Annotated in this window: 19 protein-coding genes; 6 read left to right on the top strand and 13 right to left on the bottom strand. The window is 66.6% G+C overall.

Annotated features, from left to right (window positions below; all coding sequences use genetic code 11):
• Window positions 1-219: 219 nt before the first annotated feature.
• From R4823_RS15190 to R4823_RS15140, 11 genes are all read right to left on the bottom strand, one after another.
• Window positions 220-2,241: a DNA topoisomerase III gene (locus tag R4823_RS15190; RefSeq protein ID WP_338615313.1), complete on the bottom strand. Its 2,022-nt coding sequence runs from the start codon at window positions 2,239-2,241 to the stop codon at window positions 220-222.
• 276 nt (window positions 2,242-2,517) lie between these two features.
• Complete coding sequence (locus R4823_RS15185; protein WP_003120036.1) at window positions 2,518-2,970, bottom strand: single-stranded DNA-binding protein; 453 nt, start codon at window positions 2,968-2,970, stop codon at window positions 2,518-2,520.
• Between the two features lie 73 nt (window positions 2,971-3,043).
• A complete protein-coding gene (locus R4823_RS15180) occupies window positions 3,044-3,571 on the bottom strand; it encodes a DUF3158 family protein (RefSeq protein WP_003090100.1) in 528 nt (175 codons plus the stop codon).
• Window positions 3,568-4,362: a TIGR03761 family integrating conjugative element protein gene (locus R4823_RS15175; protein ID WP_003090099.1), complete on the bottom strand. Its 795-nt coding sequence runs from the start codon at window positions 4,360-4,362 to the stop codon at window positions 3,568-3,570. The genes R4823_RS15180 and R4823_RS15175 overlap by 4 nt, the downstream gene beginning before the upstream one ends.
• A gap of 430 nt (window positions 4,363-4,792) precedes the next feature.
• Window positions 4,793-6,025 carry an STY4528 family pathogenicity island replication protein gene (locus tag R4823_RS15170; RefSeq protein ID WP_338615312.1) on the bottom strand — a complete coding sequence of 411 codons (1,233 nt, stop codon included), beginning with the start codon at window positions 6,023-6,025 and terminating at the stop codon, window positions 4,793-4,795.
• Window positions 6,026-6,028: 3 nt separating this feature from the next.
• Window positions 6,029-6,589: a DUF2857 domain-containing protein gene (locus R4823_RS15165; protein WP_003090097.1), complete on the bottom strand. Its 561-nt coding sequence runs from the start codon at window positions 6,587-6,589 to the stop codon at window positions 6,029-6,031.
• A 14-nt stretch (window positions 6,590-6,603) separates the two neighbouring features.
• Window positions 6,604-8,283 (bottom strand): ParB family protein, encoded by a 1,680-nt coding sequence (locus R4823_RS15160; RefSeq protein WP_023108429.1) that lies wholly within the window; start codon window positions 8,281-8,283, stop codon window positions 6,604-6,606.
• Window positions 8,276-8,545, bottom strand: a complete 270-nt coding sequence (locus tag R4823_RS15155; RefSeq protein WP_003050422.1) for a hypothetical protein — start codon at window positions 8,543-8,545, stop codon at window positions 8,276-8,278. The genes R4823_RS15160 and R4823_RS15155 overlap by 8 nt, the downstream gene beginning before the upstream one ends.
• Window positions 8,529-9,404 (bottom strand): ParA family protein, encoded by an 876-nt coding sequence (locus tag R4823_RS15150; protein ID WP_003090095.1) that lies wholly within the window; start codon window positions 9,402-9,404, stop codon window positions 8,529-8,531. The genes R4823_RS15155 and R4823_RS15150 overlap by 17 nt, the downstream gene beginning before the upstream one ends.
• Window positions 9,405-9,446: 42 nt before the next feature.
• On the bottom strand, window positions 9,447-9,659 hold the full coding sequence (locus tag R4823_RS15145) for an AlpA family transcriptional regulator (protein WP_003090093.1): 213 nt from the start codon (window positions 9,657-9,659) through the stop codon (window positions 9,447-9,449).
• A 118-nt stretch (window positions 9,660-9,777) separates the two neighbouring features.
• Window positions 9,778-10,524: a hypothetical protein gene (locus R4823_RS15140; RefSeq protein ID WP_003120040.1), complete on the bottom strand. Its 747-nt coding sequence runs from the start codon at window positions 10,522-10,524 to the stop codon at window positions 9,778-9,780.
• A 450-nt stretch (window positions 10,525-10,974) separates the two neighbouring features.
• Here R4823_RS15140 and R4823_RS15135 point away from each other — a divergent pair, with 450 nt between their 5' ends.
• Window positions 10,975-11,475, top strand: coding sequence for a DUF305 domain-containing protein (locus tag R4823_RS15135; protein ID WP_003098996.1), 501 nt, complete (start codon window positions 10,975-10,977; stop codon window positions 11,473-11,475).
• Window positions 11,476-11,988: 513 nt separating this feature from the next.
• Here R4823_RS15135 and R4823_RS15130 read toward each other — a convergent pair.
• Window positions 11,989-12,927, bottom strand: coding sequence for a LysR substrate-binding domain-containing protein (locus R4823_RS15130; protein WP_165962977.1), 939 nt, complete (start codon window positions 12,925-12,927; stop codon window positions 11,989-11,991).
• 139 nt (window positions 12,928-13,066) lie between these two features.
• Between R4823_RS15130 and gcvH the strand changes: the two genes are divergently transcribed.
• The 5 genes from gcvH to R4823_RS15105 all read left to right on the top strand — a co-directional run bounded on the left by gcvH (window position 13,067) and on the right by R4823_RS15105 (window position 19,802).
• Window positions 13,067-13,453 carry a glycine cleavage system protein GcvH gene (gcvH, locus tag R4823_RS15125; RefSeq protein ID WP_087836941.1) on the top strand — a complete coding sequence of 129 codons (387 nt, stop codon included), beginning with the start codon at window positions 13,067-13,069 and terminating at the stop codon, window positions 13,451-13,453.
• Window positions 13,454-13,483: 30 nt separating this feature from the next.
• Window positions 13,484-16,423, top strand: coding sequence for an aminomethyl-transferring glycine dehydrogenase (gene gcvP, locus R4823_RS15120; RefSeq protein WP_338615306.1), 2,940 nt, complete (start codon window positions 13,484-13,486; stop codon window positions 16,421-16,423).
• An 18-nt stretch (window positions 16,424-16,441) separates the two neighbouring features.
• The gene (locus R4823_RS15115; protein WP_338615304.1) at window positions 16,442-17,821 is read left to right on the top strand and encodes an L-serine ammonia-lyase; all 1,380 of its coding nucleotides are present in this window, start codon (window positions 16,442-16,444) and stop codon (window positions 17,819-17,821) included.
• 14 nt (window positions 17,822-17,835) lie between these two features.
• Window positions 17,836-18,966 (top strand): glycine cleavage system aminomethyltransferase GcvT, encoded by a 1,131-nt coding sequence (gene gcvT, locus R4823_RS15110; RefSeq protein ID WP_338615302.1) that lies wholly within the window; start codon window positions 17,836-17,838, stop codon window positions 18,964-18,966.
• A 128-nt stretch (window positions 18,967-19,094) separates the two neighbouring features.
• Complete coding sequence (locus tag R4823_RS15105; protein ID WP_338615300.1) at window positions 19,095-19,802, top strand: TorF family putative porin; 708 nt, start codon at window positions 19,095-19,097, stop codon at window positions 19,800-19,802.
• Between the two features lie 33 nt (window positions 19,803-19,835).
• Here the strand turns inward: R4823_RS15105 and R4823_RS15100 are convergent, their stop codons facing one another.
• Window positions 19,836-20,429, bottom strand: coding sequence for an ATP-dependent Clp protease proteolytic subunit (locus R4823_RS15100; RefSeq protein ID WP_338615298.1), 594 nt, complete (start codon window positions 20,427-20,429; stop codon window positions 19,836-19,838).
• Window positions 20,430-20,433: the final 4 nt, after the last annotated feature.

Raw genomic sequence — 20,433 nt, 5'->3', positions numbered from 1 at the left:
CATCGGGGGACCCTTCGCAGCGTGCGGAAGAGATGCGGACGGGGAGAACGCGCGGGGTGCGGTTCGCGGAGAAGCTACCTTCAGGTCCCGCGGCCGGGGGCGGCTGAACGGGACGCGCACACGGACAAGAAGGCGTTGCGCGCTGGGCGTCCCGCAGGGCATGCGGAACACGGGCCACGCCGCCGATGGCGGGCACGGCTCACGGGGAACGGGGGTCGGTCAGGAGCCTTTGCGGCCGCTCTTGCGTGGGCGCGAGGCACCACGCTTGGACGTGCCGGTTTCGACCGGCAGCGTGCCTTTGCAGTCGGGATAGCGACTGCACGACCAGAACGGGCCGCTCTTGCCGGTGCGTTGGCGCGTGGGCGCGCCACACTGCGGACAAGCCGGTCCTTGGGGCACCTTGATGGACAGGGACGTGCTGCCGTACTGCGCGATCAACTGCGAAATCCATGCAGCCTGCTTGCCGATGAACACATCCAGGGTGAGTTGTCCGGCCTCGATCATGTCCAGCGCCTGTTCCCAGACGGCGGTGGTGCCGGGGTCGGCAATCGCCGCGGGCACGGCGTCTATCAGCGTGAGCGCCGCATCCGATGCGCGGATGGAGCGTCCCTTCTTCACGATGTAGCCGCGGGCGATCAGCCCGCTGATGATGTTGGCCCGGGTCGCCTCGGTGCCGATGCCCGTCGTGTCCTTGAGCTTCTGCTTCAGGCGCGGGTCGGTCACGAAACGCGCAACGCCCTTCATCGCCTTGACCAGTTCGCCCTGGGTATAGGGCTTGGGCGGCATCGTCTTGAGGGCCTTGATGTCGGCCCCGGCGACCTGACATGCCATCCCGTCGCGCAATGCGGGCAGCACCTGGCTGCGCGGGGCATCGCCGTCCTCGTCGGCGCTGCCTTCACGTTCTGGCTCGCCCAGCACCAGGAGCCAGCCCTTGACGACGACCTGCTTGCCCGTGGCCACCAGCTTCTGCTGGCCGCAGGAGAGGTCCGCCACGGTGCGGTCGAACTCGTGGTGCGGGAGGAACTGGGCCAGGTAATGCGCCCGGATCAGCCGGTACACCGCCTGCTCCTTCTCGCTCATGGCGGAGAGGTTCGCGGGTTCGAGCGTCGGGATGATGCCGTGGTGCGCCGTCACCTTGCTGTCGTTCCAGGCGCGCGAGCGCTGGGCGCGGTCGAGCTGGCCCATGATCGGGGCCAGCGTGGGATCGGTCTTGAGCAGGCTGTCCAGGACCGTGGGCACCTCGGCGAACATGCTTTCGGGCAGGTAGCCCGAATCCGAGCGCGGGTACGTCGTGGCCTTGTGCGTCTCGTACAGAGCCTGGGCGATCTCCAAGGTTTCCTGCACGTCCAGCCCAAGCTGCTTGGAACAGACTTCCTGCAAGGTGCCCAGGTCGAACAGCAGCGGCGGGCCTTCGCGCACGCGCTCGGTCTCGACCGACACCACCTGGGCACTGCCCGCGGCGCGGATCTGTTGCGCGGCCTGCTGTGCGACGGGCTGCTGCAGGCAGCGGCCGGCGTCGTCGGTGCTGGCGTCGGGTGCCACCCACTGCGCGGTGAACGTCTGACCGCCTGCGGACAGGGACACGTCGATGGCCCAGTACGGCACGGACACGAAGGCCGCGATCTCTCGGTCGCGGTCCACCACGAGTTTGAGCGTCGGGGTCTGTACACGCCCGACCGACAGCACGCCGTCGTAGCCGGCCTGCCGCCCGAGCACGGTGAACAGCCGGCTGAGGTTCATGCCGACGAGCCAGTCGGCGCGCGAGCGCGCCAGCGCCGAGTAATACATCGGCAGCGTCTCGGCCGAGGGCCGCAGCTTGGCGAGCGCGGTGCGGATGGACGCATCGTTGAGCGCCGACAGCCACAGGCGTGCTATGGGGCCGCGGTATCCGCACAGGTCGATGATCTCGCGGGCGATCAGTTCACCCTCGCGGTCGGCATCGGTGGCAATGACGAGATGGGTCGCCTTCGCCAGAAGCGTTTTGACGACCTTGAATTGCGTGGCGGTCTGCGGTTTGACCTCGACCCGCCACTGCTGAGGGATGATGGGCAACTGCTCCAACGACCAGCGCTTGAGCGCCGCGTCATAGACCTCGGGTGCTGCCGCTTCGACGAGATGGCCGATGCACCAGGTGACCGTGACGCCGGAGCCGTTGAGGCAGCCTTCACCGCGCTGCGTGGCGCCGAGAATCCGGCCGATGTCTTTGCCCTGGGAGGGCTTCTCGCACAGAAACAGCCGCATGTCCGTCCATCCGCTTCCCGTTGTTCATGGAGTTGCTGGGATCGAGGATGCCGAGCGCCTGTTGGGGCAGCAGCAAACAAGCTGCATGCGGCAGCGACCGCTTTCACGAGATGGGATGGCTGAGGCGGGGATGGCGTGCGGCCGGCGATGTGCGAGTCGGGAGCCGCGATGTTCGGGAGCGCGTGGAAGCCGGTGGACGCTGGTGGCGCTGTCCCCTGGGGATAGCTCGCGAGGACATGGGGGGCGGCAACGTACTGCGGCCGCCCCCCCGTCGGATCACTTCCTGCGCTTGGGCTCCTTCGGCGCAGCCGGTTCCTGGGCGGCCTGGGGCTTGGGCTGCGCGTCCTGTGCGGTCTCCTGCGATTTGGGGCTCAGGACGACGGACTCGATGCGGAACGGCAGGATGCCGACGCTGCGCGCGTTGATCTGCCAAGTCTCACGTGGCTGATCCTCGTTGTCGGTCCAGGGTTCGCGCTCCATGCGGCCGACGACCAGCACGCGCATGCCCTTCTGGTAGAGGTCCTTCCAGTGCGCGGCGTCGCGGTGCCAGATTTCCACCGGCGCCCAGAAGCCGCCGCGATCCTCATAGTCGCCGCCCTTGGTGGGAACGGGGTTGTCGAAATACACGTTCAGCCGCAACAAGCGCCGCGGTTCGTCGTTGCCGTTGGGGAACTCCCGGTACTCGGGGGGCGAGCCGATGTTGCCTTCGCCCGAAAAATGCGTGCTCATGTTGCAATCTCCTTGGTGGTTGAAATACCCGCACCTGGTCGGCGCCGGGCGCGTGCTGGGATGCCCGGCGCAATCACCGATCGCGCATTGCGGCGGGAAAGGACGTGAGCCGGCGCAGGTAGGCGTCTTCCGCCTCGGCGGCCTTGCTGGCGCACTCCTGCGCCTGCCTGCCCAGGGTGTGCAACAGGCTGATCTGCATGTTCAGCGTGATGCGCTGCAGCTCGATCGCGTGCAGGTCGGCCAGCAGGTTGACCGGCGTGCTGGTGCTCGCCATCAGCTCCTGCCACAGGGCCACGCCCATGGCCGAGCGGTCGTGCCTGCGCCAGCGCAGGAACGTCGTTCCCGCGCCAGTGGTCTGCTGGGCCAGTTCCACGGGCAGCAGGTGGAAGGGATGCCCACTGGCCTGTTGCAGCACTTGTCGCTGCGCCAAGCCGATCAACTCGTCGCGCATGGCGAAGCACTGGCCGGCCCAGGCCTCCAAGTCCCCTTTACCTTTAAAAGGCTTTAAAAGGCCTTTTAGAGAGGCCGCGTGTTCCAGGCGCATGAAGGCTCCCTGTTGCAGGCCCCGGAAGTAGCGGGTCGGCTGGTTCAGATCGCTCATGCGGATTCGTCCTCGCCGGCAGTGGCTGCGTTTTCGGACGGGTCGGCAGCAGCGGCCGCATCACCATCGACGCTGGTAGCGGCTGCGGCAGGACTCTCACCGCGCTGTTGCAGACCACGGCGCACGATGGGTGGCGCAAACTTCGAGCGGCGCGTGCCTTCGAGCACGTCCTGCGGCAACTCGCCGAACTTCTCCAGCGCGGCCCGCGCTGCCGCATTCTTCGCCGCGAAATCGTCGCGGGTGCAGCCCGAATAGCGATACTGCTGGGCCAGCGAGAACAGGCTGCGCAGCGCGTGCGCGCCCTCGTTGAGCCAGCGCTCTAAGGTGCTGCGGTCGATCAGCGCGGTGTGGTGGGCGAGGATCAGCTTGCGCGCGATGTCGTCGTAGTCGGCCAGGAGATAGACAGCGGCAAAGCCCAACTGCGCATTGACGAACAGCGGCAGCTTGACGGGCTGCACGTTGAGGTTCTCGCCCAGGGTCAACGCGGCGGGCACGCCGGCCAGGGCCTGGTCCACCTGTTCGCGCAGCGTCTGCAGCGTGGTCTTGGTCTGGTCGAGCTTGTCCTCGATGCGCAGCATCCACCAGTCGCTGTACGGGTCGTCCTGCTCCGAGCCGCGCTTCATTTTGTTCATGACGGCGATGTAGCCGTTCAGGCCGACGATGCCCGGTCGCCCCTCGGCGGCGGCGCGGCCATGCCAGATGCGCGAGGCGTGGTGGGTGTGCAGCGTCAGCGACATTGCGCTGCGCAGGGAGCCGAGGTTGAGTTGCAATGGTTCGTTGCTGGTTGCCATGGTGATCGCTCGCTGGTGGACAGGGAGCCGCCAGCATCCGCATGCGGCGGAAGGCAGTCAGTCAACAAACCGAAATGAGCCGGCCCCCGGTTCTGTGCGCGCTGGCGGCGCAGCGCGCAACGGTCCCCTGGGGACCGCTCCGCAGATGGGCATTCACGTTGGCGCTCCGGGCCTCGGTCGTCGACGGGTTGCGTGCTGCACCGCACGTCGCGCTGTCGTTCGACACCATCCTTCGCAGCACGGCCGTCCCCAGGGGACCGTTCCGCTGAGCGCCATGGAGGTTTGCTTCATGGCCTTGCCAGGCGCTTTGCCCAGGTTTCGCGCAGCAGGTCGCGCCGTCACCCGGCGCTTCACCGCACAGCCGTCCCCAGGGGACCGTTTCTGCCGACCGCCATGGAGATCTACTTCACGGCTTTGACGAGCCCTGTGCTCAGGTCTTGCGCAGCAGGTCGCGCAGGCGCTCGATGTGCTGCCGGGCCACCTCGGGCGGCACGACGTTGCGCGGCGGCTCGGATGGTGGCGCTCGCGCCGCCGATGGTGTTGGCGGTGCCGGGCCGGTCTGCTTGGCCCACGCATTGAACTCGCCGCGCATGGCGCGCTGGATGATGCCGAACAGATATCCGGCGGGGTTGCGGATGCCATGCTTGCCGCACCGTGCGGCCCATTCGTCCAGCACGGCCTGCCCCAGGGCAGCGTCCACCTGCTGCAACGCCATCCTGGCTCCGGCCTGCTGTTCCGCCTTCAGTTCCGCGAAGCGCTTGGGCCATTGCAGGTCGCCCAGCGCACGCGCCTGCGCGGTAGTACGTACTTCATTAATACGACTACTACGTACTGTACGGTCCTGCTTCGGATTCCGAAGAGCGCCGTCTGGCGCGGGTTTCGGCCCTGCTTCGGATTCCGAAGAGGGGCGTTCGCCATTCCGAAGAAGGCTCGCGGGCCCTTCTTCGGAATCGTGGATCGCATCCTCCTGTGGATAACTTTGAGTGGCGGTGATGCCCTGGTCGGCCAGGCGCTCGGCGAGCACTTGCAGCCGCGACGGCAAGGTGCGTCCGGACAACATCGGGTCGTCCGCGATCTCCTGGAGGGTGTTGAGTCCCACCACCTGAACGGCCTTGGCCGAATGCCCCAGCGACTGGCTGACCAGGGCCAGGTAGTCGGCGTCGAGCTGCATGGCCTCGAACGGTGTCAGGGGTTCGTCATGCAGGACGTAGAGGTTTCCGAGGATGCGGCCGGTCTTGGAGTCGCGCCGTCGTCGCACGAGGCTCAGCCAGCGCGTCAGGCGCAGCAGCGTCAGCGCCCGCGCGACGGTCTCGTGGGAGGCTTGTCCCGCGCAGGGCATGGACGCCAGCCAGGGGCGCAACTGCTCATAGGTCGGGAACGCCGTGACGCCGTCGTCGTTGAGCATCAGCCGGAACACCTGCCAGGCGTTGCGCTCCAGCGGTGTCAGGCGGCGGTCGAGGAACAGCCGCCGCGGCACGCTCTCGTGCCGATTGCCACTGAACAGGAAGGCGTCGCCGGACGCGGCAGGCGTGGGCACTGCCATGGGCGCTGGCGCGCTGGGATGTGGCTTGGGCGTGAGGTCCTTCAGCGCAGCGTCGAACAGGTCGGCGAGTGCGACGGGGCCTTGACGCGGGGCTCGTGGGGCGGTGTCGTCCACGGCCATGGCCTAGCCCAATCCCTGATCGACCCAGTTCCTGATCGCGGCCCAGACCACCGAGAGCGGCAGTGACATACCCTCGGCCAGGTCCATGGCCGCATCGAGAATCGAGGTCTCGTCCTCCAGATCGACGTTCCTGCTGCTGGTCACGGCTTTCCATTGCCGCCACAGTTCGGTGTCCTGGGTCTCGTCCAGGACGGGGTGGCGCCCCTTGCGCTTGGGCAGGCCGAGGATCTCCCGCCGCAGGGCGACTTCCTGATGGGTCAGGCCATAGAAGCGGCTGACCATCTCCGTGCTGGCCCCCAGCCGCAGCATGCGATCGACCGTGGCGATTTCCTTCTCCACGTCCTGTGCCTGGTTGAGCAGGCGCTGCAGCACTTCGCGGTTGACCGTGACCGAGCACCACGAGACGCTGGCGTTGGCCAGCACGCTGATCAGCGCGGGGTGCTTGAGCGCATCCAGCTCGGCCTCGCCGAAGCCCATGGCCTTGCAGCGGCGCAGTTGGCCGTTGCGAAGGTCATACAGCGCCTGGGCAATCACGGCCTGGTTGAGCGGATGCGATGTGGACATGCGACCTCCCTCGCTCACGTCCCGGGCGCCGTGGTGCCGGCTTCCAGGTCCAGCAGACGCCGGGCCAAGCGGAGCAGCCGAAAGAGCTTGACCAACGCGGTGTCGCTCAAGCGCCTTGCGCCGCTGCCATGGCCTTGGCTCTGGCCGTGCAACAGGGTCGGCAGGTCGGCGGCGAGCTGCGCGCCGTCCAGGCCCGCTTCGGCGACGGGCTGACCCGTCAGCGAAGTGAGGAGCGTCAGCACCGCGCGGCCGAGCGGCGACGGGGCTTGGCCGCGGGCGCGGCACGCAAACCCGATGCCATCGGCGCGATCCTCGATGTACTCGTCCAGGCCTGCCTCCCCGGCGATCTCGCGCGCGAACTGCGCGATGTGGATGCGCAGCCGATCGGGCGTGTCCAGGCCGGCGTCGATGTACCAGACATCGGAGATCGGATAGAGTCCGCCGGCTTGCACCGGGATGGACTGCAACACGCTCGCCGAGAAGTCGGGCGGCAGCGCATCGCCCAACTGGTCGGCGACCATGCGCTGGATCGACTGCAGCCGTTCGGTCGTCGGTGCCGGCGAGACGATGTGCTCACGAAGCAGATCGCTCGGTGCAGCCGCCGGGCTTCCCGTGGCCGCTTCGCCAGCCGCCGTGTCGTCGTGGCGCAAGGTGGGCTCGGACGCCGGAGGGCTGGCGGGTGGAGGACCGGCCGCCGCTGCAGGCGTGGCGATGGACGATGCTGCGCCCGGCGGAGTCGGCGTGCCGGCGGTGGGCGAAGGCAACGCCGGCTGCGCCGCAGGTGGCGTCGGGTCACTGACCAGCGCCCGGTGGCGGCTTTCCGATTCGGTCAGGTCCAGCGCCAGCACGTCGTAGCCGATGCCCAGCAGCTCGGACATCTGGCCGATCAGCTCGTCTTGCACGCGCTGCGGCGCGAACTCGTCGCCCTGCGTGTCGAACTGCGCCAGCACCTCCTGAAAAAAGCTGTCGAAGTCCAGCGGCAGCGAGCGGTCCTTGGCGTAGTGCTCCCAGGTGCGTTTGCAGGCCGTGCGCATGACCGACAGCCGCTCGACCTGGTGGCGCCCAAGGCCGCCATAAAGCACGGTGGGAATGGCGGGCAGCAGGTAGCGCACCGCGTCGGCCATGCGGGTGATGTGCGACCGCTGGACGGGGAAGCCATCGGCCGCCAGGCGGCGGGCCAGTTCCGACTGGCTCAGGGCGGCGCCGCTCTCCTGCTCGTAGAACTCCCGTGCTTTCTCGACGCCGAGCGCGCGCTCGATGAACGTGAGGCCGCCGCGCAGTTCGTTCTCGGCAAGATGCCCGGTCAGCGCGACGATTTCACCGCGCTCCGGCCATGGTCGGAACAGACACGATATGCGGAAGAAGCGTTCTTCCTTGGTCTCCGACCAGAGTTCGCGCAGGATCGCCAGCCGCGTGTTGCCGCCGTTGCGGATGATGTAGTGGTCCCCGCCGGGCCGGCGCGTGATAGCCGGCGCCGCGTCCAGGCCGCGCTCGCGGATGGACGCCTTGATTTCCTCGTAAGCCGGGTTGCGCTTCATGCGCGGGTCATGGTCGTAGGGCCGCAACTGGTCCAGCGTCACGACCATGGGCGTGTCCGCGATCGGGTCGCTCAACGCCGTAGCCGCTGGGCCGCTGCGCTCGAAGCCGGCCGCGAGCAGCTTGCCTGCCATGTCCTGCGAGGTCATGTCAGCCATGGCCGCACCCCTCGCAGTCCCCACGACCGCCGGCCGGCGCCATGCGGGCCTCTCGCTCGGCGCGGCGGATCTGCGCACGGGCGTTCAATTCGGCCCGGTGGTCACTCGCTGTCGAACTCGTGTAGATCGCCGCGCAGCCGGCCTTGGTGAACTTGAGGTGCCCGCCCGGCGTGCGCTTGACGTGCCAGCCCTCACCGACCGCGAACTCGATCAGGGCGCGCAGCCGCTTGTGGCCGCGGGCCAGCTCATGTGCGTTCGCCATGGGGCCTCCCAGGATCAAGAGGTCGCTGCGGGCGGCCGGATACTTGAGCCAGTCGGTCCTGCCATTGCGGGAACAACTCGCTGGCGAGCGCGCGCATCGTGTCGAGCGCGGCAGGGGCGACTCTGCCGGGCGGCTGGCGGTGCTCGACCCGATGCACCGGCAGGCCGCGCGTTGCGGCACGTGGATACGCTTCTATGGCCGGCACGTCGGTGGCGAGCACGCGGATGCCGGCGCTGTCCTGGAACAGGTCGCGCAGGGCCTGCTGGATCAGCCGTGCGTTGGCGGACACCGGGTGGACGCGGTTGATGAGCAAGTGCAGCGGCGGCGGTTCGATACCCAGGTGCCGGTACGGCGCAATGTCTTCGAGCAACTGCATGGTGCCGCGCCGCAGCTCGCGTGCCGCGAGGATTTCCGGCGTGACGGGCGACAGCGCGAGATCGGAGGCGAGCACCGCCATCTCCAGCAGCACGGAACGCGCGCCCTGGGTGTCGATCAGCACCAGGTCGTAGAGGGGAGCAAGTGCTGGCAGCAGATGCCGCAACCGCAGGCGGCCATCCGGCGCATGCAGCAACAACGTGTTCAGCTCGCCCCGGTGGTCGTTGGACAGCACCAGGTCCAGGCCCGCGATGATCGTGCGGGACACGAGCTGGCCAAGGTCGCGCTCGTTGAAGGCCAACAGCTCATAGATGCCGCCCGGCGCGCGCTGGGTCAGTTCGTAGTAGGAGGACAAGGTGGGCTGCACGTCGAGATCGAGCAGCAGCACGCGCAGGCCCGCGTCCGCGGCGAGCCCGCCCAGGTTGGCGGCCGTCGTGGTCTTGCCGACGCCGCCCTTCGTTGAAATGATGGACACGACCTGCATGGCGCTCTCCGGCTGGGAATGGGAAGTCCGCGGGAGAGCGGGTCAGGTCCGGTGGTTGAGGCGCTCGGCGATCCACTGGTCGATTTCGATCGAATCCCAGCCGACAGCGCGCACGCCCAGGCGCAGCGCCTGAGGGAACTGGCGCTTCTTCATCAGGTTGTAGATGTGGGCGCGTTTGAAGCCGGACTTCGCTTCGACTTCATCGAGCCGCAGGATGCGGCGCTCGTTCGGCGGGAGTACAGGGGTCTGCGACATGGCGGTCACTCCTGAACGCTCGGTGGCGTTTGTTGGCGTGACCTCTATTCAATAGACCTGGCTGCGGAAAGACATTGCAAATGCAATCTCCGCGATTGCACATACAAGCTGGATAACCTCATGCGCTTGCGCTACGAACGTACCTCTTAGCGTTGGCGAACTTTCCGTTTAAGGTGCGCTCAGTGATGCCCATGGTGCCGCCGTAGTGGGCGACCAATGCAGAGACAAGGGCCTCCTGCGTTTTGAAGCTGGAATAGGGCACGCCTGAAGGCGACTGGCTCAGCATCAGCGTCAACATCCCTCCAATGATGTTGAGATAGGTCGTTTCCGCCCGTTCGCTGATCTCGCATTGCTTGGATGCCAACAGCACCGAGGATTGCTTGAGTAGCGTGTCGTGCTGCTCCTGCAGTTCTCGCATCTCACGTCGGGCTTGTTCAAGCGCGGCCTGAAGGGCCAGCCGCTCCACGAGGATCGCCTGTCCTGTTTCCATGGTGATGAAAGGATGCGCCATGCGTTCGCCACGGCTGAACAGAAATCCTGGCCGGTGCTCGGGATAGTGGGTGCGCATCCAGCGTTTTAGATCGACATGGCGAACAGTCAGATCCAGAGAATTGAGCAGCTTCGGATCATTGAGCGTGATCCCGTTCTTGCCGTAGGGCAGCTCTCCGTTGAGGATGCCGTCATAGATACGTTCCGAGTGCAGCCGGCACTCATTCCATCGAGGGCAGTTCAGCGACCGAGGCAGGACACGCGGTGACGCGATCGTGGCCAGGATCATCGGGAGATACCGCAGCAACCCAGCCCATCGGATGGCCGCCTCGATGGGACGATAGAACACCTTTGATGTTGAAATGTCCTTGTGCATGTCTTCGTCTCCTTTCGGGTGCGCTACATCACCGGCTCCTTTCTTGCCCAAGGGCTGTTGTGTCGTTATGGCCTGCGACGGACGCTTGAGGCGATGCCCTAAGCGAAGGCGGAGGAGGCCATTGGCGTCCGCCGCAGGTGGCCTTGTCTTGCTTGATATGCAAGAATCGATCAGTTGCCGGCCCATCGAGCGATGAGGACGCAAGCTCGATATTGGCGCTCACGGTACCAGCGTCATAGGTGGCGCAAAGCCCATCAAGACCGATTTGGTATGGTCTGATATCCAGACGGTTCAAGACCAGCGAGTTGAAGCGTTCGACGCCCCTACGTCCAGTTGGTGACTGGAAATCAGCGGTTAGTGATGCATCGCTCCACATGCTGATATATCGACAAAGTATCTGCCGCAGTACCAGTGACCCTGCCAGGTTGCCCCAGCACATAGGAGACGGAGATGGCTGAACATTCCCATGAACATCAACATCACACATCCGGTCAGATGGGTAAGCACGGCCGACCATACGCCAAGTTCTGGGTGAACATGGTGTTGGGCCTCGTCGTCATGTACTTCGTAATGTTCAGCATGATCGACGGCGCCAGGGACTTCAGAAACAATCTCAACATGCTCTACATGGCGGTCACTATGTGGGCGCCAATGGGCATCTTCATGCTAGCGACAATGCCCGGCATGTTTCCAAACCGGCGGCTCAATCTCGTGCTGTACGGCTTGTTTGCCGTTCTCACACTCGGTTCTTTTGCCGCGACCCGTGCTCAAACCGGAATCGGCGATCGACAGTTCATCGCGTCTATGGTCCCGCACCATTCGGGAGCGATCCTCATGTGCCGCGAGGCGCAGCTCTCAGATCCGGAACTCGTCAACCTATGCCAAGCGATTTCCGATGGCCAGCGCGCGGAGATCGAGCAGATGAACCGGATTGCTGCACGCCTTCGTTGAGGCTGGCTGCCACTACACTGGCGCCGCGTTGCGCTCCGGCGAAGTTAGCCGCAGCGATGTAAAGATGAGTACTTGCGGTGTTCCGATGCCGGCGGTTGTGTCCTACAGCCGTCCAGGTGCCAGGCAGTCCACGCGACACCACCCCGCGCTGCCTGCGGAGCGAGCGCAAGTCATGATCGTCGCAAGTTGGAGTTCGATAGCGAACCCGCTCAGCAGCTGGACGCATCAGGCGTAACGACGGGTGGATGGATCATCCTTGGACGCTGGTGGAAGTGGTTGGATGAACTTTGTTGCCGAGGGCGAAAAACAAGGCTATAATTGAGTTCTTCGCTGATCACCACAGTGGAGAAAGTGATTGGGAAACAGAGACTTAGCGCTCTAGTGCATGACTCGTTTCCCGCTCCAATTCGAGATCCATGGAAAGCCCTTCCATGGAGTGTAAAAAAGGAGCCTTGCGGCTCCTTTTTTCGTTTCGGCACCCTCCCTGTCCATCCGGAGCAGGCCCTGGGGGCCTTATCGGCTGGCCGGCGACAGCGGGGCGAGGTAGTCGTCGCGGCCTTGGCGGAAGCGGCTGGTTTCCTGCTTCAACCAATGCGCCAGCGCATCCACGCGCGGCGGCGGCTGGGCGACGTGTACCAGGCGGTACGCGGCCGGCGAGCGTACCGCGCGCCCGAACAGCGGCACCAGACGACCTTCCCGCAAGTGATCGATGACCAGGGCCAGGCGTCCGATGGCGATGCCCTGGCCGTTCAGGGCGGCTTCCACGGCCAACTGCGCCATGTTGAAGCGCCTGCCCTGGGTGATGGACACCCTGTCGGCACCGACCGTGTCCAGCCAGTACCGCCATTCCGCATCGGCCGAGGCGCCTGGCCAGGCCACCGCGTCGTGCAGCAGCATGGAACCGTCCAGGTCGGAGGGGGTGCGCAGCGCCGGATGCGCTTCCACGAAATCCGGACTGGCGACGGGAAGCAGATATTCGTCCAGCAGATGGACGGATTCCAGGTCGCGATATTCGCCCAGGTCGTAGCGGATCGCGGCATCGATCTCCTCCCTGAGCACCGTCGCCATCTCCAGCACATGGAATTCGGCGGATACGCGCAGGTCGATCTCGGGGTACTCGCGGTAGAACGCGCCGATGCGCGGCATGAGCCAGAGCAGCGCGAAGGACGAATAGCAGCTCAGCACCAGCGAGCCGTCGGTGCGCCGGTCCTGCAGCCGCGACAGGGCCAGTTCGAGCTGGTCCAGGGCGGTCGTGACGGTTTCGCGGAGTTTCTCGCCTTCGCTGGTAAGCACCAGTTGGCGCGGCAGGCGGCGGAAAAGCACGACGCCCAGCCGGTCTTCCAGCTCGCGAACCTGCTGGCTGATCGCGCCCTGGGTAAGGGACAGTTCGGAAGCCGCCTGCGTGAAGCTGCCGGCGCGGGCGGCCGCCTCGAAGCAGCGCAGCCAGGCCATTACGGAGCTGTTGAGGTGTCTCCGCCGCACTCTTGGTTCCTTGCACGCACTCGGACTAATGGATGCCCCAGTATAGATCGTTTGACCACCCGGGTACCGGTTAGCAGAATGATTTGCTTTATCCGCCCCGGAGGTTCGCATGTCCATCCAGACCGATGCAGTCCGCTTCACGGAGGACCACGAATGGCTCCGGCCGGATGCGGACGGCGGCGTCGTCGTCGGTATCACGGATCACGCGCAATCGGCGCTCGGTGACCTGGTGTTCGTCCAGCTTCCAGCCGTCGGCTCGCACTACGATGCCGGCGACGAGCTTGCGGTGATCGAATCGGTCAAGGCGGCCGGCGACATCAAGGCGCCGCTGTCCGGCACCGTCGTCGCGGTCAACGAGGCAATCGTGCAGGATCCCGGCAAAGTCAACAGCGACCCGCTGGGCAGCGGCTGGTTCGTGAAGCTCGCGCCAGACGAAGCGCCGAGGCTGGACGGGCTGCTGACCGCGCAAGCCTATGCCCGGCTCATCGAGGGCTGAGGACGGACCGGCACGAACAGAGGAAGCTTCATGACCAAGCACGCAACCGACACCGCACGCCGTATCCCCTATGCCGCGCTGACCCAGGCGGACGATTTCATCGGCCGCCATATCGGACCTTCCGCAGCCGACCAGGCCGAGATGCTGGGCTCGCTCGGACTCGCATCGATGGGCGAGCTGATAGAGAAGGTGGTCCCCGCTTCGATCCTTGCGCGGTCGCCGCTGGCGCTCGGCCAGCCGCGCAGCGAACCCCGGGTGCTGGAAGACCTCAAGCGCATCGCGGCCGGGAACCGGGTGATGAAGTCCTGCATCGGCCAAGGCTACTACGACTGCCACACGCCGACGGTCATCCTGCGCAATCTGCTCGAGAATCCGTCGTGGTACACGGCCTATACGCCCTACCAGCCCGAGATCTCGCAGGGCAGGCTCGAAGTCCTGCTGAATTTCCAGACGATGGTGAGCGACCTCACGGGGATGGACATCGCCAACGCTTCGCTGCTGGACGAGGCGACGGCGGCGGCGGAGGCGATGACCTTCTGCCGGCGCCTGGCCAAGAACAAGGCCAACCGTTTCTTCGTATCCGGCGATTGCCATCCCCAGACGCTGGACGTCGTCCGCACGCGCGCCGAGCCGCTGGGTATCGAGGTGATCGTGGGCGACGAGCGCACGGACCTCGCGGCCGTGGACTGTTTCGGCGTCCTGCTTCAATACCCCGGAACCAGCGGCGAGGTCGGAGACCTGGCCAGCATCGCCGATCAGGCGCATGCGAAGGGCGCGCTGCTTGCGGTGGCCGCGGATCTGCTTGCCTTGACGCTGCTGCGCCCGCCCGGGGAGTGCGGGGCCGACGTCGTGGTCGGATCGGCGCAGCGGTTCGGCGTGCCGCTGGGCTTCGGCGGCCCGCACGCGGCGTACTTCGCCACGCGCGAAGCGTACAAGCGCGAGATGCCCGGCCGCCTCATCGGCGTGTCGGTGGACGCGCAGGGACGCAAGGCGTACAGGCTCGCCTTGCAGACGCGCGAGCAGCACATCCGGCGCGAGAAGGCGTCGAGCAACATCTGCACGGCGCAGGCCTTGCTGGCCATGATGGCCGCGATGTACGCCTCGTATCATGGGCCGAGCGGCCTGGCGACGATCGCGCGGCGCGTCCACCGACTTGCGGCCACGCTGGCCCGGGGCTTGCGCGAGCTGGACCTGGAGGTGCCGACGCACGTGTTCTTTGACACGATCACGGTAAGGACGGGCCGCCGCACGGACGAGATCCACCAGGCCGCGCGGGCGCGCGGGATCAACCTGCGCGAGATCGACGACGCCCACGTGGGCATTTCGCTGGATGAGACCAGCGGCGTGCCGGAAGTGGAAGCCCTGTGGGCGGCGTTCGCTCCCGCCGGACTGCGGGCGCCGGGGTTCGAGGCGATCGAGGCCGGCACCGACGACCGGTTCCCGGAAGCGTTGCAACGCACGTCGGCCTTCCTGACCCATCCCGTCTTCAACACCTATCACAGCGAGACGGATCTGCTGCGCTACCTGCGCAGCCTCGCCGACAAGGACCTCGCCCTGGACCGTACGATGATCCCGCTGGGATCATGCACGATGAAGCTGAACGCCACCACCGAAATGATTCCGGTGACGTGGAAAGAGTTCGGCGGCCTGCATCCCTTCGCTCCCATCGAGCAGGCCCGGGGCTATCTGCAACTGGTGACCGAACTGGAGCAGATGTTGTGCGCGTGCACCGGGTACGACGCCTTCAGCCTGCAGCCGAACTCCGGTGCGCAAGGCGAGTACGCCGGCCTGCTGGCGATACGCGGCTGGCACGCGAGCCGTGGGGAAGGGCACCGCAACGTGTGCCTGATCCCCTCGTCGGCGCACGGAACGAATCCGGCATCGGCGCAGATGGTCGGCATGAAGGTGGTGGTCGTCGCGTGCGACGAGAACGGCAACGTCGACCTCGAAGACCTGCGGAAAAAAGCGTCGCAGCATGCGGCCGACCTCGCGGCCATCATGATCACGTATCCGTCGACACATGGCGTGTTCGAAGAGGAGGTGGCCGAGGTCTGCGCCATCGTCCACGAGCATGGCGGCCAGGTCTATATCGACGGCGCCAACCTGAATGCCCAGGTCGGCCTGGCGCTGCCGGGGGCCTATGGCGGCGACGTGTCCCATCTCAACCTGCACAAGACCTTCTGCATTCCGCACGGCGGCGGCGGGCCCGGCGTCGGGCCGATAGGCGTCAAGGCCCACCTGGCGCCCTTCCTGCCGGGACACCGCCGGTTCGAGCGGCGCACGGAAGGCGCCGTCAGCGCTGCTCCGTGGGGCAGCGCGAGCGTCCTGCCGATCACCTGGGCCTATATTGCGCTGATGGGCGCGGACGGCTTGAAGCGCGCCACCGAGGTCGCCATCCTCAGCGCCAACTACATCGCCCGGCGGCTGGCGCCGCATTATCCGATCCTGTATACGGGCGTGCACGGCATGGTCGCCCACGAGTGCATCATCGATCTGCGTCCGATCAAGGACAGGACCGGCGTGTCGGCGGAAGACGTCGCCAAGCGGCTCATCGACTTCGGGTTCCATGCGCCGACCATGTCGTTCCCGGTGCCGGGCACCTTGATGATCGAGCCGACCGAAAGCGAACCCAAGGCCGAACTGGATCGTTTCTGCGATGCCATGATATGCATCCGCGAGGAAATCGACGCGGTGGAGCGCGGGGCCTTCGGCCGCGATGACAATCCGCTGAAGAACGCGCCGCACACGGCCCTGGACGTCGTTGCGAGCGAGTGGACCAGGCCCTACTCGCGCGAGCAGGCCGCGTACCCCGTGCCGTCGCTGCGGCAGTCCAAGTACTGGCCGCCGGTGGGCAGGGTAGACAACGTCTACGGAGACCGCAACCTGGTCTGCTCGTGCCCCCCGATGTCCGACTACGAAGGCGGCCAGGCAGGCGCCCCGGCCAGGCAATCGCTTGCCGACCGCGGTTAGCGCGACCGGGAGAGTTCCATGTCGGTGAGCGCCCTCGACATCTTCAAGATCGGAATCGGGCCGTCGAGTTCCCATACGGTGGGGCCGATGAAGGCTGGCCTGAAGTTCGCGGACGGCCTGCGAAGCTTGGGCCTGCTCGAGCGGGTGTGCCGTATCCGGGCCGAGCTGTACGGGTCGCTGGGGGCCACGGGCAGGGGACACGCCTCGGACGTGGCGGTCCTGCTCGGCATCGAAGGCGAGGAGCCCGAGCGGGTCGATACGGAAAGCATCCCGGACCGGCTGGCCGCCATCCGCGAGCACAGGCGCGTGAACGTGCTGGGCGTGCACCAGATCCGGTTCGACGAGAAGACCGATCTCGTCCTGCATCGGCGGGAAAGCCTGCCGTTCCATCCGAACGGCATGCGGTTCACGGCGTTCGACGAGGCGGGCGAAGTGTTGCGGTCGCGCGTGTACTACTCGGTGGGGGGCGGTTTCGTGCTCGACGAGTCGGTGGCCGAGGGTTCGCCGATCGTGGTGGACGACCGGCCGCTGGCATACCCGTTCGATACCGCCGACGCGCTGCTGGCGCACTGCCGGCAGACCGGACTGCCGATCAGCGCGTTGATGATGAAGAACGAGGAAGCCTGGCGGCCCGAGGAAGAAACACGCGCGGCCCTGCTGCGGATCTGGAGCACGATGGAGGAGTGCGTGCGGCGCGGTTGTCGCAAGGAAGGGGTGATGCCCGGCGGCTTGCGCGTCAAGCGTCGCGCCGCCGAGATGTACCGGAAACTGACGAGCCAGCCGGAAGCCGGCCTGCGCGATCCTCTGTCCGTGATCGACTGGGTCAATCTTTATGCCTTGGCCGTGAACGAAGAGAACGCCAGCGGCGGACGAGTCGTGACGGCGCCAACGAACGGCGCGGCCGGTATCGTGCCCGCGGTGCTGCACTACTACATGCGCTTTGTTCCGGGCGCCACGTCCGACGGCGTCGTCCGCTTCCTGCTCACTGCCGCGGCCATCGGCATGCTGTACAAGCAGAACGCCTCGATATCGGGCGCGGAGGTGGGCTGCCAGGGCGAGGTGGGCGTCGCATGCTCGATGGCCGCCGGCGGGCTGGCGGAAGTGCTGGGAGCCACGCCGCGGCAGGTCGAGAATGCGGCGGAAATCGGCATGGAGCACAACCTTGGCCTGACCTGCGATCCGGTCGGGGGACTGGTCCAGGTGCCTTGCATCGAGCGCAACGCGATGGGGGCGGTCAAGGCCATCAATGCCGCGCGTATCGCGCTCCAGGGCGATGGCAGCCACTGCGTGTCGCTGGACAGGGTCATCAAGACCATGCGCGAGACCGGCGCCGACATGAAGGTCAAGTACAAGGAGACGGCCCGCGGCGGGCTGGCCGTCAACGTGATCGAGTGCTGATTGGGAACCGATGAATGACTGAATCCGCTCTTGCGCCCCTGGCGCAGACGCCCCTGCATGACCTGCACCTCGAGCTCGGGGCACGCATGGTCCCCTTCGCGGGGTACGCGATGCCGCTCCAGTACCGCGACGGGATCCTGAAGGAACATCTTCATACGCGGGCCAGGGCGGGTTTGTTCGACGTATCGCACATGGGCCAGATCCGCCTGTCCGGGCCGCAGGCGGCCGCGGCGCTCGAGACCCTCGTGCCCGTCGACATCGTCGATCTGCCCGCAGGCCAGCAGCGCTACGCCATGTTCACCAACGAGCGCGGCGGAGTGATGGACGACCTGATGGTGGCCAACGCCGGCGATTCGCTGGTCCTCGTCGTCAACGCGGCCTGCAAGGAGCAGGACATCGAACACCTGCGCCACCGCATCGGCGAGCGCTGCGGCGTCGAGGTGCTGTCCGATCGCGCCTTGCTGGCGATCCAGGGACCGGCGGCCGCGCAGGTGATGGCCCGCCTGGCGCCCGAGCTCGCCTCGCTGCTCTTCATGTCGGTCGCCACCGTGGAATTGCTGGGCGTCGAGTGCCTGGTCAGCCGCTCCGGCTATACCGGCGAGGATGGCTACGAAATTTCGGTTCCCGCCGATGCCGCCGAGCCATTGGCCCGGGAACTGCTCGGGCACGAGGAAGTCAGGCCGGTGGGCCTGGGAGCCCGGGATTCGCTGCGGCTCGAGGCCGGCCTGTGCCTTTATGGCCATGATCTCGACGCCGCGACCACCCCCGTCGAGAGCAGCCTGCTCTGGGCGATCTCGAAGGCGCGCCGGGCCGCGGGCGCCCGGGCGGGCGGCTACCCGGGGGACGAGGCGATCCAGGCGCAGATCGAACAGGGCGTGGATCGCAAGCGCGTCGGGCTGCTGCCGCGCGAGCGCACGCCGGTGCGTGAAGGCGCCGTACTGCTTGACGAACATGGCCATCCGGCCGGTTCGGTGACCAGCGGCGGCTTCGGCCCGACGCTCAACGCACCCTGCGCGATGGGCTATGTGAACACCGGCCTGGCACAGCCGGGAACCGTCCTGCAAGCGATGGTGCGCGGCAAGGCCGTGCCGATCGAGGTGGTCCGCATGCCGTTCGTCCCGCAGCGGTATTACCGCGGTGGCTGAGCCCGCCGCCGCGGGCGGGCACGTTTACGGAAAATATACGGCGCTCCCCGGTTTTTGAACGAGGAATTTATACGCTTTTCGGAATACTGGTGGCCGGTCATGTCTATCACCCTTTTCAAGTGGAAAACATGCGGCTCATCCTTGTTTTTTCCCGCGGCAGCCTTGCCGTCCTGGGTTCCGCGGCCTTGCTGGCCGTCTTGCCGGGCGATGCCCGTGCGCAGTGGACGGGCAGCGCGGCCCTGACCTCCGACTATGTGTGGCGGGGGTCGTCGCAAACGCGGGAGCGCCCCGCCGTGCAGGCCGGCGTCCGATACGCCCACGAATCGGGGCTGTATGCCTCGGCGTGGGGGTCCACGGTGAAATTCAAGCCCGACAACGGCGCCTACGCCGAGTTCGACCTCGCCGCCGGCTGGGCAGGAAGGCTCGCGCCAGACTGGGCGCTCGATGCCTATTTCCTCCGTTACCAGTATCCGTCGACGCAGGGGCATCCGAACTGGAACGAAGTCAATTTCGCCGTGACGTGGCGCGATCGCTACTGGCTGGCCCTGGGGCATTCGAACAATGCCATGGCCAGCCGCACGGCCGGCACGTATGCGCTGCTGGGGGCGCGTCATCCCCTGGGCCATGCGTGGCGTGTCGAAACCGCGCTGGCCCGCTATTTCCTGGATGATGCGTATGCCGACAGCTACACCCACGCCTCGGTGGGCGCGGTGTGGGCGTTCAAGCCTCCCTTCGAGTTGCGGCTGACCCTGCATGGAACCGACGCGGCGGCCCGGCGGCTGTTTCCGGGCATGGCCGGCACGCGCGGCGAGATCGCGCTGCAGGCCGCGTTCTAGGACCTGCGTGGGGCTTCTTCCAAGGGGAAGGGCCTAGGCCAGGTCTCCACGTTTCTCGATGATGCGGGAGACCAGCCCATAGGCCACGGCTTCTGCCGCCGGCATCCAGTGGTCGCGTTCGATGTCCGCCAGCACCCGCTCCAGGGCCTGCCCGCTTTCGCGCGCGATGACGCGGGCGATGCGTTCGCGCGCCTTGACGATCTCGCGCGCGTGGATGGCGACGTCGCTGGCCGTGCCGCCCATGCCGCCGCTGGGCTGGTGGATCAGGAAGCGGGTCTGGGGCAGGCAGAAACGCCGCGCGCGGGGCGCGCCGAGGTAGAGATGGGTGGCGGCGCTGCCCACCCAGCCGGTGCCTATCATGTTGACCGGCGCGTCGATGAAGCGCACCACGTCGTGTATCGCGTCGCCCGACTCCAGGTGGCCGCCGGGAGACGAGACGATCATGTTGATGGGCGCGTCGGATTCCGAGTCCAGCGCCAGCAGGCGCCGCACCGTCTCGGACGCCGTGGTGTCGGTGATGGTGCCGAACACCAGCACCGTCCGTGTCCGGAACGCCTTTTCTTCCAGGAAGGCGCTGTTCTGTCCGGGCGCGGTTCCGGAAGCGTGATCGGGATCGTTGGCAAACATCGGA

The sequence above is a fragment of the Pigmentiphaga sp. CHJ604 genome (genome assembly GCF_036972535.1).
Taxonomy (GTDB): Bacteria; Pseudomonadota; Gammaproteobacteria; order Burkholderiales; family Burkholderiaceae_B; genus Pigmentiphaga; species Pigmentiphaga daeguensis.
Note: the sequence above shows the minus strand (reverse complement) of the source record. Positions and strands in the feature narration are given on the sequence as shown.

What these genes read in the sequence shown, in the direction of transcription:
- R4823_RS15190 (WP_338615313.1), bottom strand. Translation starts at nt 2,241, where the DNA reads ATGCGGCTGTTTCTGTGCGAGAAGCCCTCCCAGGGCAAAGACATCGGC.
- R4823_RS15185 (WP_003120036.1), bottom strand. Translation starts at nt 2,970, where the DNA reads ATGAGCACGCATTTTTCGGGCGAAGGCAACATCGGCTCGCCCCCCGAG.
- R4823_RS15180 (WP_003090100.1), bottom strand. Translation starts at nt 3,571, where the DNA reads ATGAGCGATCTGAACCAGCCGACCCGCTACTTCCGGGGCCTGCAACAG.
- R4823_RS15175 (WP_003090099.1), bottom strand. Translation starts at nt 4,362, where the DNA reads ATGGCAACCAGCAACGAACCATTGCAACTCAACCTCGGCTCCCTGCGC.
- R4823_RS15170 (WP_338615312.1), bottom strand. Translation starts at nt 6,025, where the DNA reads ATGGCCGTGGACGACACCGCCCCACGAGCCCCGCGTCAAGGCCCCGTC.
- R4823_RS15165 (WP_003090097.1), bottom strand. Translation starts at nt 6,589, where the DNA reads ATGTCCACATCGCATCCGCTCAACCAGGCCGTGATTGCCCAGGCGCTG.
- R4823_RS15160 (WP_023108429.1), bottom strand. Translation starts at nt 8,283, where the DNA reads ATGGCTGACATGACCTCGCAGGACATGGCAGGCAAGCTGCTCGCGGCC.
- R4823_RS15155 (WP_003050422.1), bottom strand. Translation starts at nt 8,545, where the DNA reads ATGGCGAACGCACATGAGCTGGCCCGCGGCCACAAGCGGCTGCGCGCC.
- R4823_RS15150 (WP_003090095.1), bottom strand. Translation starts at nt 9,404, where the DNA reads ATGCAGGTCGTGTCCATCATTTCAACGAAGGGCGGCGTCGGCAAGACC.
- R4823_RS15145 (WP_003090093.1), bottom strand. Translation starts at nt 9,659, where the DNA reads ATGTCGCAGACCCCTGTACTCCCGCCGAACGAGCGCCGCATCCTGCGG.
- R4823_RS15140 (WP_003120040.1), bottom strand. Translation starts at nt 10,524, where the DNA reads ATGCACAAGGACATTTCAACATCAAAGGTGTTCTATCGTCCCATCGAG.
- R4823_RS15135 (WP_003098996.1), top strand. Translation starts at nt 10,975, where the DNA reads ATGGCTGAACATTCCCATGAACATCAACATCACACATCCGGTCAGATG.
- R4823_RS15130 (WP_165962977.1), bottom strand. Translation starts at nt 12,927, where the DNA reads ATGGCCTGGCTGCGCTGCTTCGAGGCGGCCGCCCGCGCCGGCAGCTTC.
- gcvH (WP_087836941.1), top strand. Translation starts at nt 13,067, where the DNA reads ATGTCCATCCAGACCGATGCAGTCCGCTTCACGGAGGACCACGAATGG.
- gcvP (WP_338615306.1), top strand. Translation starts at nt 13,484, where the DNA reads ATGACCAAGCACGCAACCGACACCGCACGCCGTATCCCCTATGCCGCG.
- R4823_RS15115 (WP_338615304.1), top strand. Translation starts at nt 16,442, where the DNA reads ATGTCGGTGAGCGCCCTCGACATCTTCAAGATCGGAATCGGGCCGTCG.
- gcvT (WP_338615302.1), top strand. Translation starts at nt 17,836, where the DNA reads ATGACTGAATCCGCTCTTGCGCCCCTGGCGCAGACGCCCCTGCATGAC.
- R4823_RS15105 (WP_338615300.1), top strand. Translation starts at nt 19,095, where the DNA reads ATGCGGCTCATCCTTGTTTTTTCCCGCGGCAGCCTTGCCGTCCTGGGT.
- R4823_RS15100 (WP_338615298.1), bottom strand. Translation starts at nt 20,429, where the DNA reads ATGTTTGCCAACGATCCCGATCACGCTTCCGGAACCGCGCCCGGACAG.